16 protein-coding genes are annotated in these 14,534 nt (G+C 38.0%); 12 read left to right on the forward strand and 4 right to left on the reverse strand.

Annotated features, from left to right (window positions below; translation table 11 throughout):
- Positions 1–146 precede the first annotated feature (146 nt).
- On the forward strand, positions 147–1,253 hold the full coding sequence (xerA, locus tag BC751_RS04280; RefSeq protein ID WP_130274479.1) for a site-specific tyrosine recombinase/integron integrase: 1,107 nt from the start codon (positions 147–149) through the stop codon (positions 1,251–1,253).
- Between the two features lie 184 nt (positions 1,254–1,437).
- Here the strand turns inward: xerA and BC751_RS04285 are convergent, their stop codons facing one another.
- Together BC751_RS04285 and dcm are read right to left on the reverse strand one after the other, a co-directional pair.
- The gene (locus BC751_RS04285; RefSeq protein ID WP_130274032.1) at positions 1,438–2,643 is read right to left on the reverse strand and encodes an IS256 family transposase; all 1,206 of its coding nucleotides are present in this window, start codon (positions 2,641–2,643) and stop codon (positions 1,438–1,440) included.
- Positions 2,644–2,770: 127 nt separating this feature from the next.
- Positions 2,771–4,057: a DNA (cytosine-5-)-methyltransferase gene (gene dcm, locus BC751_RS04290; protein WP_207226832.1), complete on the reverse strand. Its 1,287-nt coding sequence runs from the start codon at positions 4,055–4,057 to the stop codon at positions 2,771–2,773.
- A gap of 241 nt (positions 4,058–4,298) precedes the next feature.
- Between dcm and BC751_RS04295 the strand changes: the two genes are divergently transcribed.
- Both BC751_RS04295 and BC751_RS04300 read left to right on the forward strand, forming a co-directional pair.
- On the forward strand, positions 4,299–4,979 hold the full coding sequence (locus tag BC751_RS04295) for an MvaI/BcnI family restriction endonuclease (protein ID WP_101359777.1): 681 nt from the start codon (positions 4,299–4,301) through the stop codon (positions 4,977–4,979).
- On the forward strand, positions 4,976–6,199 hold the full coding sequence (locus BC751_RS04300; protein ID WP_101359778.1) for a TRM11 family methyltransferase: 1,224 nt from the start codon (positions 4,976–4,978) through the stop codon (positions 6,197–6,199). The genes BC751_RS04295 and BC751_RS04300 overlap by 4 nt, the downstream gene beginning before the upstream one ends.
- A gap of 201 nt (positions 6,200–6,400) precedes the next feature.
- Here the strand turns inward: BC751_RS04300 and erm are convergent, their stop codons facing one another.
- Positions 6,401–7,201 carry a 23S ribosomal RNA methyltransferase Erm gene (erm, locus tag BC751_RS04305; RefSeq protein ID WP_130274480.1) on the reverse strand — a complete coding sequence of 267 codons (801 nt, stop codon included), beginning with the start codon at positions 7,199–7,201 and terminating at the stop codon, positions 6,401–6,403.
- Between the two features lie 551 nt (positions 7,202–7,752).
- Here erm and BC751_RS04310 point away from each other — a divergent pair.
- From BC751_RS04310 to BC751_RS04340, 7 genes are all read left to right on the forward strand, one after another.
- Complete coding sequence (locus tag BC751_RS04310; protein WP_130274481.1) at positions 7,753–8,727, forward strand: DNA cytosine methyltransferase; 975 nt, start codon at positions 7,753–7,755, stop codon at positions 8,725–8,727.
- Positions 8,714–9,466 carry a hypothetical protein gene (locus BC751_RS04315; RefSeq protein ID WP_130274482.1) on the forward strand — a complete coding sequence of 251 codons (753 nt, stop codon included), beginning with the start codon at positions 8,714–8,716 and terminating at the stop codon, positions 9,464–9,466. Before BC751_RS04310 ends, BC751_RS04315 begins: the two co-directional genes overlap by 14 nt.
- Positions 9,459–9,911, forward strand: coding sequence for a very short patch repair endonuclease (locus BC751_RS04320; RefSeq protein ID WP_130274483.1), 453 nt, complete (start codon positions 9,459–9,461; stop codon positions 9,909–9,911). The genes BC751_RS04315 and BC751_RS04320 overlap by 8 nt, the downstream gene beginning before the upstream one ends.
- A 269-nt stretch (positions 9,912–10,180) precedes the next feature.
- Entirely contained in the window at positions 10,181–10,771 is a 591-nt protein-coding gene (locus tag BC751_RS04325; RefSeq protein WP_130274484.1) for a TetR/AcrR family transcriptional regulator, read from the forward strand.
- A 73-nt stretch (positions 10,772–10,844) separates the two neighbouring features.
- Positions 10,845–11,279 carry a DUF6010 family protein gene (locus BC751_RS04330; RefSeq protein WP_130274485.1) on the forward strand — a complete coding sequence of 145 codons (435 nt, stop codon included), beginning with the start codon at positions 10,845–10,847 and terminating at the stop codon, positions 11,277–11,279.
- 1 nt (position 11,280) lies between these two features.
- Entirely contained in the window at positions 11,281–11,745 is a 465-nt protein-coding gene (locus tag BC751_RS04335) for a hypothetical protein (protein ID WP_130274486.1), read from the forward strand.
- Complete coding sequence (locus BC751_RS04340) at positions 11,745–12,056, forward strand: DUF3817 domain-containing protein (protein WP_242617360.1); 312 nt, start codon at positions 11,745–11,747, stop codon at positions 12,054–12,056. Before BC751_RS04335 ends, BC751_RS04340 begins: the two co-directional genes overlap by 1 nt.
- Before the next feature lie 17 nt (positions 12,057–12,073).
- On the opposite strand, the gene BC751_RS04345 is transcribed toward BC751_RS04340, so the two are convergent.
- Positions 12,074–12,466 (reverse strand): Fur family transcriptional regulator, encoded by a 393-nt coding sequence (locus tag BC751_RS04345; RefSeq protein WP_130274487.1) that lies wholly within the window; start codon positions 12,464–12,466, stop codon positions 12,074–12,076.
- Positions 12,467–12,554: 88 nt separating this feature from the next.
- Between BC751_RS04345 and BC751_RS04350 the strand changes: the two genes are divergently transcribed.
- Together BC751_RS04350 and map are read left to right on the forward strand one after the other, a co-directional pair.
- A complete protein-coding gene (locus BC751_RS04350) occupies positions 12,555–13,556 on the forward strand; it encodes an NAD(P)/FAD-dependent oxidoreductase (protein ID WP_242617361.1) in 1,002 nt (333 codons plus the stop codon).
- A gap of 102 nt (positions 13,557–13,658) precedes the next feature.
- Positions 13,659–14,423: a type I methionyl aminopeptidase gene (gene map / locus BC751_RS04355; RefSeq protein ID WP_130274488.1), complete on the forward strand. Its 765-nt coding sequence runs from the start codon at positions 13,659–13,661 to the stop codon at positions 14,421–14,423.
- Positions 14,424–14,534: the final 111 nt, after the last annotated feature.

Raw genomic sequence — 14,534 nt, forward strand, 5'->3', positions numbered from 1 at the left:
ACTTTGGAAAAGTATTATCATTTACAGCCCCTGAGGAATCGGGGGCTTTTTTGATGGAATTCAATTTAATCGGATAAGTTAATTGGGAAGTTTTTTAGGTAGTTAATCAAAGCTTAAATTCAAGCAGATTTTTCATTAGCATTTTTATGAAGAAGCTGGTTTTGAAAAATGACTGGATGGGGAAGGAGCCTATTATTAGGATTGAATTTCCCTATGATTTTGAGTTGAAGGAATATGTCAAGCAATTCCCGGGCTGTAGCTGGGATACCAAGAAGAAAGTGTGGTGGGTAACATACGAAGATAGTATGTTGTCAGCATTGCTTCAGTATTTCAAAGGGAAAGCCTGGTTGGATTACAGTGAGTTGAAGAAGGTGGAGATACCCAAAAAATTTGCTACTCTCCCTGAATTGGATGTTTTTTTGAAAGAAGAAATCAGCAAGTTTGAGGATTGGATGCGAAATAAGCGGTATTCAGAATCTACGATAAAAAACTATAAAGGTGGTTTGGCTTTATTTTTTAGATTCACAGGAAACAAGAGCCCGGATATTATTACTAATGAGGATTTGGAAAGCTTTCATAAAAATTATATAATTAGGAGGAAATTCTCCGCTTCATTTCAGTCGCTGATTATTAATGCTGTGAAGCTTTATTTTTCAAACAGGTTAAAAAAGAACTTAGATCCTAAGGGAATTGAGCGACCAAAAAATCCAAGGATTTTGCCTCATGTTTTGAGTAAAGAAGAAGTGAAGCGGATATTGGAAGTCCATCAGAATGTGAAACACCGGGCAATGTTATCGTTAATCTATGCCTGCGGTCTTCGGAGGTCTGAACTGTTAAATATCAAGATAAGGGATATTGATACCAATAGGGGTATGTTGCTTATAAGGGAGGGAAAAGGAAAAAAAGACAGGATGGTACCTTTAAGTGGAAGGATTTTGGAACTTTTGAGGGAGTATTACAAATATGAAAAGCCGAAGGAGTATTTATTTGAGGGGGAAACCATAGGTTCAAAATACAGTGAAGGAAGTTTGCAGAAAGTGTTAAAGACTGCCTTGCAGAAAGCTGGGATCGGTAAACCAGTTACACTTCATTGGTTAAGACACAGTTATGCGACGCATCTACTGGAAAGTGGCACAGATTTGAGATATATTCAGGAGTTGTTGGGACACAAGTCCAGTAAGACCACCGAGATCTATACACATGTCAGTCAAAAGAGTCTTGGGAGGATCAAAAGTCCTTTTGACGATTTATAAATAAAGAACACCAAAGGTATATCTATTTATAAAATTTGGTTACATAGATGCACCAAAGGTTTATAAATAAACAAGTTACAGGCAAGTGCTACGGACGTGCTAAAATTGAACATTCGTGCCATCTATGCCGTTTTAATAGACACTATCCCGATAAGTGTGTAAACTTCAAATTATGGTTTTATTGTCAGGTATCAAGAAGCCTGACCCTATCACCAAATATAAGCAGGAAACTGTTAAGAATAGCTCCCCAGTCTCTGATAGGCATAGTCCATTTTTTCGATGCTTCTCTTGCAGCCAGGAAAACAGACTTCATTACGGCATCATCTGTCGGGAAAGAGAGCTTGTTTTTGGTGTATTTTCTGATCTTTCCATTGAGATTTTCAATCAGGTTGGTGGTATAGATGATTTTACGGATTTCAGCCGGGTAATCGAAGAAAACGGTGAGTTCATCCCAGTTGTCCCTCCAGCTTTTGATGGCATAAGCGTATTTGGATTCCCATTTTTTGGCAAAATCGTTCAGGGCAGCCCAAGCAGCATCTTTTGTAGGGGCGGTATAAATTTCCTTCATATCCCTTGTAAACGCCCTGCGGTCTTTCCATGCGACATATCTACATGCGTTTCTGATCTGGTGGACGACACATATCTGAGTGACTGATTGGGGGAATGAAGCTTTTATCGTATCAGTAAACCCGTTCAGGTTGTCAGTTGCCGTTATGAGAATATCTTCAACCCCTCTGGCTTTCAGGTCGGTGAGTACCCCCATCCAGAAAGCCGAAGATTCATTCTTGCCAAGCCAAAGGCCTAGGATCTCTTTAAGGCCGTTAGTTCTGAGGCCAACGGCAATATAAACGGTCTTGTTGACCACTTTGGAGTTCTCCCTGACTTTGAAGGATATACCATCCATCCAAACGATCAGGTATACAGGGTCAAGCGGCCTGTTTCTCCATGCAACAATATCCTCCGCTACGGCACCGGTAACCCTTGAGATGGTGGAGGAGGAAACATTGATGTCATAAAGCTCCCGGATCTGTTCTTCGATGTCCTGGTTTGACATTCCCTTGGCATACATGGAAATGATCACGTTTTCAACGCCCTCCGCCATGCTTCTGCGTTTGGGCACAAGGGCAGGCTCAAAGCTGCCGTCCCTGTCTCTTGGGACTCTGATTTCAGCTTCCCCAAATGTGTTTTTTATTGTTTTGGTGGAATAGCCGTTCCTTGAATTGGGATTATCGGAATTCTGATGCTTTTCATAGCCAAGATGGGCATCCAGCTCGCCTTCAAGCATTTTCTCAACGGCTCTTTTCTGAAGCTGTTGAAGGAAGGAATTAAGCTCCCCGGCAGTCCTGAACTGCTTGAGGAAGTCATCATTTAGGAGATCTTCTTTTTTCATTTTTGTAATCTGTGTGTTATAAAGGTAAGAAATTGTCCACACACAGACCGGGGGGCGCCTACCGCGGGTTCCTCAAATTCCCTGTGCGATTTCTTCTAAATCACACAGAGAATTTCGAGGTTTAACTTTAACTTCGTAAGTAGTGAAACCAACTTACACAGTTTGTGTCATAGTCCCTTTTAATAATTTTTTTTCCCTCGCTCTTTGGCTTTTGCAAAGCCATAAAGGAAAAGATATGTGCAATAACATCAACCGTCCATCCATTACCTAACATTCTATACCGTTGTGTGTCGCTTACTATACTTGTATATCCATCAGGCACAGTTTGCAGTCGTTCACATTCGGTTGGTGTTAATCGTCTTATTTTCATTCCTTGCTCCAAAATAGCGTGTGTTCCGCAACTCATTTGAGCCATCAAAGCAGGGCTTATTCCATCAATATCGTAAACTCTGTTTTGTTGGTATGGTTGGCATCCGTTGCTTTCGGTGCTTTGGTTTAGTTGCATTACCAAATTATCCTTTTGAACACTTGTAAGGCAATTTGTTTTACCGTCATATCGTGGCTCAAGCATTTGTTCGGTGTTCAATCCACTTTCACGGCTCTTTGGATTTTCGGGGTTTCGCTCTCTACTTGCCACAATTAAAGTGGTGCTATTATCAATACTAAACTTTGCACTTTGGTTTCCACAGGTTACTGTTCCGCTTTTGTCAGGGTTTATTTTTGGGTTTATTCCAATATCGCTTTTTCTTATTGCAGTTGCAATAGCTTTATCAGATAAGTAGTATTTATCCATTATATCACTTTCCAAAATATCACGAAGCAAAATCCCTTTATCTTTCGGTTGTGGTATCATACATTGCATATCGCCAAATAATCCGTAAGGCTCGTTTGCAATGTTTGTCCAGTAAAGCCTTACCCTGTTTTGTGCTGATAGCAAAGCAGAGTTAATTTCAATCGGTGCAACTCCCATATACTTTGAAATGATTATTTCAAATTCCTTTTTCATCTTCACGTTTTCCAACATAAAGTAAGTAGGGTTGCACTCGTTTTTAAGTCGCACAAATTCAAAGAATAGTTTGCTTCGTGGGTCATCAAAGGCAAGTTGCTTTCCTGCAAATGAAAAACCCTGACAAGGCGAACCACCTATAAGCAAATCAATCTTTGGCAAGTCTTTGGCAAATACTTTGGTTACATCACCAAGCTGTATTGTGTTCGGGAAATTGTGTTGCGTTACCTGAATGGCGTGTTTGTCTATTTCGGCTGCATAGTATTGTTTCACTTTTATTCCAAGTTTCTGCAATGCTATTTGTCCGCAACTCATTCCATCAAACATCGATAACACAGTAATTCCTTCGGCTTCTGAAAAGCCGTTTTTGCCATCGCTCAAAAAATTATTAAAACTACTATTGTGCATAATTGAAAGTTATTGCTACTAAACCGCACCAGCCTGTAACACGGGTTTTACGCCAGTGGCGGTGCAGTGGTAAATTAAACATTTGTGCTTCTATCATCATTAGTGTTTATTTGAAAGTTTGTGCCTTGAAACGCCACCGAGCGTAAAGCCCGAAAACGTTAGCGGTAATTCTAAAAAAACGAGATACATTGAAAATTAAACTTATATAATTTTATAACTTTGGAAAAAAGAACATAATAAAATGACAATTGAAGAGTTTAAAACAAAATTTAAAGAAATTAAAAATAAAGGTTTTATTCCGACAACCCGTAAAGGACCAACAGGAATTGGGCATACTTTGGAAACTCATTTGGGCATTTTTGAAAATAATGATGCACACCCCGATATAGAAGGGGCTGAACTAAAAGCTCATAGAACAAAAGGAAATAGCTTAATAACACTATTTACGTTTAATAATAAAGTTTGGAAGATGCCACCTCTTGAAGCTGTTAAAAAATATGGCAGTTTGGATAAAGACGGGAGACAAGGTTTATATTACACAATGTCGCTTAAACCAAATAGCGCTGGACTTTTTCTGGATGTTCAAAAAACCGAAATTTCAGTAAGACATATTTCAGGCGAAGTAATTGCTACTTGGCAATTACAAACATTAGCTGATAGATTTATGCAAAAAATGCCAGCTTTACTTTTTGTTTCTGCATTTACTGAGGAACGTGATGGTATTGAATATTTCCATTTTTATAGAGCACAACTTATGAAAGGAACTTCTCCTGAATTATTGGCGGACCAATTTAGAGAAGAAAATATTCTTGTTGATTTAAGACTTCACGACAAAGGGACGATGGCACGCAATCACGGAACAGGATTTAGAACATATGAAGATAAATTACCTTTACTTTTTCAAAGCATAATTGACCTATGAAATATAAAGTAGTAAGAAATGAAAAGTATGATTTTATTGGACAATCATACTCAACAAGTTATCCCAACATACATAAGTATCCAGCAACAATGATACCTCAAATTGGGATTGAATTATTTAAAGAATTTGAAATAAAACGAGGGAAACTTCTTGACCCCTACTGTGGTTCAGGTTCTTCCTTTACTGTAGGGCTTGATAGAGGGTTAACAGAAATGTATGGCTTTGATATTAACCCCCTCGCAGTTTTAATTTCAAGAGCTAAATTTACTAAAGTTGACATAGAGAAAGCTAAAGACATTAGACAGCGTCTTAGGAACAGAGTATATGAATTTGTAAAAATTGAAGATAACCTAAAAAAAATTGATATACCTCAACATTATAACATTGATTTTTGGTTTTCAAAAGTTGTTTTGCAAAACTTATCTGTTTTAAAACATTTCATTGATAAAATCCAAGTTGACATTAGAAGATTATTTTTGGTTCCTCTTTCGGAAACAATTAGAGAATGTTCCTATACAAGAAATCACGAATTTAAACTATACCGCATAAAACCTGAAGAATTACTGCAATTCAATCCTGATGTTTTTGGTGTTTATTTTGACAAACTCAATAAAGTAATTGATATTTATGAGAAATACTATTTACCAAAATTAAATGGTGCTAAAATTGATATTAGTTACAGCAAATTCCCTAAAAAAGATAATGAATTCGATATTGTTTTAACAAGTCCGCCTTATGGAGATAGTTTTACAACGGTTGCTTATGGTCAATTTTCAATGTTCAGTAATCAATGGTTTGGAATAAAATATGCAAGACAAATTGACAATATGTTAATGGGTGGTAGTCCTGTAAAAGAGATTTATCCAAATAGTATAATTACAGATTTTATTAACGAAATTTCAAAAAAGTCAACACGTAGGGCTTTAGAGGTATCTTCATTCTATTTTGACCTCGATAAATCGATTAAAGATGTAGCAAACAGTGTAAAGAAAGAAGGTAAAATCATTTATATTGTAGGCAATAGAACTGTAAAAGACATTCAACTCCCAACTGACCAGTTTATTGCTGAAAGATTTGAAAATTATGGATTTAGACACATAATAACTTATGAAAGGCTATTAGGAAATAAGGCTATGCCATTACAAAACTCACCTTCAAATAAGGTAGGACAAAGAAAAGGAACAATGACAAAAGAATATATAGTTGTTTGTGAAAAATAAAAAAGAACTACCGCTAACAGCGGTTTGGCGTAATGGCGGGTGCAGTGCTTCGTATGACAGTTTTGTGGTAGGTTCAAGTGCAGTTCTTCGATTGAACTTTTGTACTAAAAATCCGCCACTACGCCAAGCCGCAAAACGTTATGCGGCAGCTTAAAAGACGACACCAAACCAGAAAAATCATCTTGACAAATCAACTTTAAATTATGAAGGGTGAAACTTTTCGGGGACAACTTCCAGCATTTCCAAAAAACAGTTTTTCCATTGACTTGGCGACAAACAGACAATTTGGGAGTTAAGGTTTATTCCGAACTTTTCCGATATTGACCTGACCTGACTTTTCCTGAAAATCGACTTTAAAGCTGATTTTACAGATAAATCAGGTTTCTGTAACAGACAGGAAATAAAAGCTAAATATTTGGCTTTAAGCTCAAAATCAAAAGAAGACGGATTTCTTTTAATGCGTAACAGAGCTGACTTAACAGTTGGCGGTGGCAAGAAACTTTCAGGACTTACCTCATAGACAAGTTTCAAATCAAAGAAAGTATGATAGAAAACGGTATATGGATTGTAAAGCTTGCTCGAAAACAACTTTTGTGTAGGTTCTAACTGAAGGACAATGGAACCTCCCAGAAAATTTTCAACACACTCGAACATCAGGATTTTGAAAATATCGGAAGTAATTCCATAAGGGATATTTGACACCACTTTGAAAGGAAATTTCGGAACTACAAAATTCCTAAAATCACAACCGACAATTTGAACATTGCGGGCATCAGAAAATAATTTTCGTAAATGTTCAACCAAAGCTGTGTCGTTTTCAATAGCTACGACATTGTTGGCGATTTTTAATAAATGGACAGTAAGAAATCCCTTGCCTGCTCCAATATCCAAAACCGTATCCTGACTATTTATATTTGCTTGTTTTATTGCATCTTCTATGAGCACTTTATCAATGGTAAAGTGCTGGCCCGTGAAACGAACGGGCAATTTCTTTTTTGTCATTAATTACTTCTTACAGGTGAATACTTGAATTCAAATCGTGGAGAAGTGAATAGACAGTATTACCCGACAGAGCAACTATGACAAAGCAACGCCATCAAAAAAATGACGGCATAAACAAAGCATAGCCTGATTGTCTTGACCTAAAAGATTGATTGGAATTTATTCAGGACTGCCTATCACTTAGATAGAAGTCCATAGTCTGCAAAGACAAAACATAGAGATATTCTTTTATAATTATACAACGGCAAATTTAGTAACTTTGCTTGATAAATTAACGAGAAAGAAGAAAAAATGAAAGCCGACCGCATAACATCACCTATACGCAAGCAGGGGTTTCGTGCTTCGTAGGACAGGAAAATGGTAAATTTGAAGTTCAGTTCTTCGTAGGAAGTTTCGTGGTAAAATGCCCTGCCTGCGTATAGCTGAAAAACGTTGTAGGCAATTTTATTAGAGCGGACACCACTAACAAAAACGGTTGAAAAAATGTGTACTTTAACGACTTCGCAAACCGACAAAAAACTTAAATTTGGCGAAATCTTAATTGTACGACAATGGAAAAAATAAAATTTATTGACCTATTTTGTGGCATTGGCGGTTTTCGGATAGCTATGGAAGAAGCGTGCAGGGAAAACGACCTCATTCCTGAATGTGTTTTTTCATCGGACATAGACACATTTTGTCAAGATAGTTATGAAGCCAACTTCGGACATCGGCCTACAGGCGACATCACAAAAGTTGACGAGAAAGATATTCCTGACCACGATATTTTGTTCGCAGGATTCCCGTGTCAACCGTTCAGTATTATAGGACAGATGCAAGGTTTCAATGACATACGTGGAACTTTGTTTTTTGACATTGCAAGAATTCTCAAACACAAACGTCCTAAGGCATTTGTGCTAGAAAACGTAAAGCAACTTGTTGGACACGACAAGGGTAGAACTTTAAAGATAATTATTAAAACTTTACAAGAACTTGGTTATCATGTTCAGTATGCAGTTTTAAATGCACTAGACTACGGACTACCACAAAAACGTGAAAGAGTAATAATTGTTGGACACCGAGAACCTATTATGTTTTCATTTCCATCACCAGTAAGACCATTCAAACCGCTTTCTGAAATACTTGAAAAGAAAGTTGACAAGAAATATTACGCATCGGAATACATAGTAAACAAGCGTAAAGCAAAGCATAAATCAGCATACAAACTTTCTATTTGGCACGAGAACAAAGCAGGTAACATTTGCAGTTATCCCTATTCGTGTGCATTGAGAGCAGGTGCATCTTACAACTATTTGCTAGTGAACGGTGAGAGAAGATTAACACCAAGAGAAATGTTTCGTTTGCAAGGTTTTCCAGATACTTACAAAATTGTTGTGAATGACAGCCAGGCAAGAAAACAAGCCGGCAATGCAGTTCCTGTGAATTTAGTTAAAGCAGTTATTCTGAAACTATTACCGTATGTTGCCTCCTCATTGGATATGACTTCGGTATTAAGAGAATACGAAGTAGAATATGGCAAAGGATAAATCACCGAAACTTCGGACAGTAAACAAATCTGTTTCAGCATTTCCGCTAAATGAATTTCCAAAAGACTTCCCATTTCTTTTAGGAAAAGAGTTGGTTTATCTTTTGGCTTCAAAAGGGAAAGCTGAATTAGAAGGTTCTGAATGGGAGAATATTTTCGCCAATTGCATTGGTGCAGATTGGAAACCATCAAATGTTGGGTTAGATGATGTTGTGATGGGTAACACAGCTTGGGGTGCAAAAACTGTAAAATCATCAAAGCCCTCAAATCAAAAGAAAGTAAGACTAATTTCGGGGCGTAACTCTCCTGTTTATTCGTTCGGTGAGAGAATTGATACATCGGCAGACCCAAATTTAATCGGCAAACTTGTTTTAGATATTTGGAACGAGAGAGTTTCTGCAATCAGAGAGAAATTTAAACATTTGCGTACAGTTGTTTTAATCAAATCAAATGACCTTTCAGAAGTAGTAGTTTTCGAGTTTGAAACTATTCGCTATGACCTCGAACTTTATAAATGGGAATGGAACAAAAATAACAATCTGATTGGCATTGACAAGAAAACGGAAGAGCATCGTTTTACTTGGCAACCGCACGGTTCACAGTTTACAATCATTGAAGAAGTTCCTGAAAAAAGTTTGGTAATTCGTATCAAGCAACCGAAAACACTCGACAAAGAACAGATTTTAAAAGCGCTTGGATTTGATAAATCTTGGATAACTGTAATCCAAAAAAATGGCTGATGTTTTTTCCAAAGAACAGCGTAGCGCAGTAATGCGACAAGTAAAATCAAGTCGCAACAAATCCACCGAGTTAAAACTTATTGACTTTTTAAAAACTAACAATATCAAAGGGTGGCGAAGGAATTACAAACTCTTTGGCAAACCAGATTTTACATTTCCGACTTTGAGAACAGTTGTTTTTGTTGATGGCTGTTTTTGGCACGGACACAATTGCCGAAATACAAAACCTCAAGTCAACAAAGAGTATTGGAATAAAAAAATTGAGAGAAACAAACAACGAGACAAAGAAGTAACACTGACTTTAAAACAAAAAGATTGGACTGTTATTCGACTTTGGGAATGCGAACTGAAAAACGAAAAGCTATTGACCAAACGACTGAAAGAAAAACTGCCTACAACAGCACCTATACGCAAGTGGGGGTTCTGTGCTTCGAATGAAAAATAAGTGCTAAATTTGAAGAGTAGTTCTTCGTAGGAAAGTTTGGTTCGAGAAAGCCCCACCTGCGTATAGCTGCAAACCGTTAGCGGAAAGTGTAAACAATATAAATCAAAAAAAAAGAAGATATAGAACTTTCTCCTCCCCATGTACACTGCCAGTCAAACCTGTGGCTTTAAAAGTTTGCTTTTTTTTCGTTCCTTTGCAGGATACTAAATGGTATGTTTGCGAAATCAAAATGATTCCGTCTGACCCCATAATAAAAGAGACGATAATAGATGAAAAAAGCAGAAGCAACACGGTCGATGATTTTACATAAAGCGTTTGAACTGATTTATGTTAAGGGCTACCAGACGACGAGCATTGACGACATCATCGCTACCACACAAGTAACGAAAGGGGCTTTTTACTATCATTTCAAAACCAAAGACGAAATGGGACTTGCCATCATCAACGAAGTCCTCAAACCCACACTTGCAAGCAGTTTCATCGAGCCACTTCAAGGCGAACAAGATCCGTTGAATGCCATTTACAACCTCATGGATAGTCTATTAATGAAAAATGAATTTTTGAAGGTGGAATATGGTTGTCCTGCCTCAAACTTCACTCAGGAAATGACCCCGTGGAATTCAGAATTTAATAAGGCTTTAAATGAATTAACCCGGGAATGGACAGAAGCAATCACCGCTACCATTGAAAGAGGAAAGAAAAGTGGCGTCATCCGCAAGGACGTAAATGCGAAACAGGTAACCATCTTCGTTTTGTCGGGCTATTGGGGCATTCGGAATTTGGGAAAATTAGAAAACAGCAAAAAGGTCTATATTTCTTATTTAAAGCAACTTAAAATTTATCTAAACAGTCTTAAATAATTTTTTTGCACAAAAACATACTAACTGGTATGTTTTTATTATTTTTGTCCCGAAAACAAAAAAGTAAAGAAATATGCATACACACGGCATCCAGGAATTTACAATCATCAATGCGTTGGTTGCAGCGTTGATCGGCTTAGTATTCATCATTATCATGTCCTTTGTGAAAGAACCCTCGCGACAGAAAATCAACGCCATTATCATAGCGGGCGCAGGCGGGGTTTACTGGAGCGGCGGCTTAGGCGTCTGGGAATATGTTTTTGGTGCCGTTATGTTGTTTGTGGCCTTCAAAGCCCTCAAGCATTATTATTTCATCGGAATCGGTTGGCTAATGCACACAGGCTGGGACATTATGCATCATCTATACGGTGATCCCATTATTCACTTTGCACCACTTTCGTCCGCCGGTTGTGCCGTGTGCGATGCGGTTCTGGCAATCTGGTTCTTCTTTGGTGCACCTACCATTTGGAACGTATTCAAAAAACAAAAAACAATTACGACGGCATAAAATGTATTCCACTTTATTAGTCTTTCACTCTTTGATTCGTTGGCTTGTACTAGTCTTTATACTGTATTCTATTTACAGGGCCTTTGTCGGCTTGGTCAACGACAGGGCTTTTTCAAAAACGGACAACGCTTTTCGACACTGGACGGCTACGGTTGCGCATATTCAACTAATAATTGGCATCATCCTATATACGAAGAGCCCGCTGGTCAAATATTTTTGGAAAGAAAAGGAAAGTAGTTTTCAAAACTTAGAACTGACTTTTTACGGTTTAATTCATATTATTTTAATGCTAACTGCTATTGTGGTGGTAACAATCGGCTCGGCAAAGGCAAAGCGACAGCAAACGAACAAGGAGAAATTCAAAACAATGTTGGTTTGGTTTTCTATTGCGCTCATTATCATTTTCATTGCCATTCCCTGGCCGTTTTTACCCTTTTCAGGCAGACCTTATTTCAGAATATTTTAATGATGAAGAAACTTTTCAACACATCTATCGGACGTTTACGAATACTTGCCATATTAGAGGGCATATCATTAATTGTCTTAGTTTTTATTGCTGTACCCTTGAAGCACGTTTGGGATATTCCCGGCTTGTCAAAGTCACTTGGCCCCATTCACGGCGCACTTTTTCTGCTGTTTGTGTTTAATGCGTTACGTGTAGGAGTAGAACAACATTGGAAATTTAAAGAGATTACCTGGAAGATTCTTGTTGCTTGTTTTATTCCGTTTGGTACGTTTTATATTGACTATAAAATACTTCGTAAAATCGACGAGTAATGAAGCAGACAAAAGTTTCAAGTTGCCTTCGCACAATCTTTACAAATTCCTGTAAGTACACAATTTATGCTTTCGACATGATATCCTTCAGGTACGGAAAAATGAACTGCCTGTGGCAGGCATTCTATGGTATTGCACTTCTTGCACCGAAAATGAAAATGATTTTGGGGAAAAGCCTTATCATCACATTTAATGCAAACTGCAAAATATTGTTTACCATCTTCCGCCACGATTTTATGCACTTGGCCGTCTTCGCAAAAGCGGTTCAGTATTCTGTAAATCGTAGCCCTGTCAATTGCTACATCAATGTTCTTTTCAATTGCATCACGACTCATCGCCTTCCCTGTACGGGTCAATAGCTCAAGAACTGCATCTTTGGAGGGAGTATTTCTTCTTTTCATTTTAAGCATATTACACAAAGTTAATGCGACTATATTGCATTACCTTAATGCAATATAGTCGCATTAATTATTTTATTATTACCTTTGCCGAAAAAGAATGACAAGACGAGAGTTTATAAAACAGTATGGATTTGCTTTAACGGCATTGGCAATGCCTTTTCCATTGATAACCTTTTCAAAAGATAATAGTATGACAGACAAAAAACAATTCGATGTAATCATCATAGGCGGCAGCTATGCCGGACTTTCAGCGGCAATGGCCTTGGGGCGTTCGTTAAAAAATGTACTTATTATAGACAGCGGGAAACCCTGTAACCGTTATACCCCACACTCGCATAACTTCATCACGCAGGACGGTTCCGTCCCGGGAGAAATTGCGACAAAAGCCAAAGAACAAGTATTGAAATACGATACCGTGAAATTCCTTGAAGGCTATGCTGCTGAAGGAAAGAGAACCGAAAACGGTTTTGAAATTGCCGTAGAGTCCGGTGAAAGATTTTCGGCCAAAAAACTAATTTTTGCAACCGGTGTAAAAGATATTTTCCCCGATATAAAGGGATTTGAAGAATGCTGGGGCAAAACCATTATTCATTGCCCCTACTGTCACGGTTATGAATTTAAAGGAGCTAAAACAGCCGTCATTGCCGAAGGAGACCGGGCTTTTCACGTTGCTTCATTAGTCAATAATTTGACCGATAAAATCACGATTGTAACAAGAGGTAAAGCGGATTTCACGGAAGAACAATCTGTCAAACTAAAAAACCATCAAATCAATATTATCGAGAAAGAAATAGAAGAAATCAAACATCAAAACGGGAATATTACAGCGTTGATTTTTGAAGACGGAACGCAAGAAAACTTTGATGCAGCCTATGCCGCAATTCCATTTGAACAACATTGCAAAATTCCACTGGATTTAGGATGCGAAATTACAGAAACGGGACTGATAAAAGTAGATATGTTTCAACAGACAACTGTTCCCGGCGTCTATGCTTGTGGTGACAACACCAATCCATTGCGTTCGGTGGCCAATGCGGTTTCAAGCGGAAATATAACCGGAGCGATGGTGAATCACCGTTTAACAGAAGAAAAATTTTAATGGATAAAAATAATGGTAATGATAAAACACAAACTTTGTGTTTCTATTTCCGCTCCTTCCCAAAGCTGCGAACTTTTAGGAACCATATTAATACAAATAAAAATGTCAATAACGAAAGAATCAGAATTAACCGGAATGCAAAAAGTGAGCGAAGCGGTTGCTTACACATTGAAGGAAATGCGCAACTATGCAAAACCGGGAATGACAACCAAAGAATTAGACGACTTCGGGGCAAAAATACTTTCAGGCTTCGGAGCAAAATCCGCACCGTATCTGACTTATGGTTTTCCAGGTTGGACTTGTATCAGTGTGGACAATGAGTTTTGCCACGGCATTCCGTCCGAGAAAAGAATACTGAAAGAGGGCGATTTGGTGAATATTGACGTTTCCGCCGAACTCGACGGCTTTTGGTCGGACAACGGAGGCTCATTCGTACTTGGAGAAGACGTCAACCAACATCAAAAATTGGTGGATGCATCCAAAGAAATCCTGCAAAAAGCCATCCGAAATATTAAGGGTGGTGTAAAAATTTCAGAAGTCGGACACATCATGGAAACCGAAGCAAAAAAAAGAGGCTTCAAGGTTGTTAAAAATTTGGGTGGACACGGCATCGGAAGGAGTTTACATGAACAACCCGATGAAATAATGAACTACAAAAACCGATTTGACCAAAGACGGTTTAGAAAAAATTCAGTAGTTGCCATTGAAACGTTTATTTCTACAACTTCAACCTATGCAACAGAGTTAAATGACGGTTGGACCATGGTAGGAAACAAAGGCGGTTTTATGGCGCAACACGAACATACAATCGTTATTACCGATGGAAACCCCATCATACTGACCGAAATGAATGGAATTTGGAATTAAAATGGAATTAAAAACACCTTCCGCTAACAAGGTATTGCCAAAAGCGGGGTTGAACGGCTTCGATTGGACATTTATGCAAGGTTCAACATTCGTTCTTCGATTGAACTTTAG

Origin of the sequence: Cecembia calidifontis (assembly GCF_004216715.1) — a bacterium.
In the GTDB taxonomy this organism is placed as follows: Bacteria; Bacteroidota; Bacteroidia; order Cytophagales; family Cyclobacteriaceae; genus Cecembia_A; species Cecembia_A calidifontis.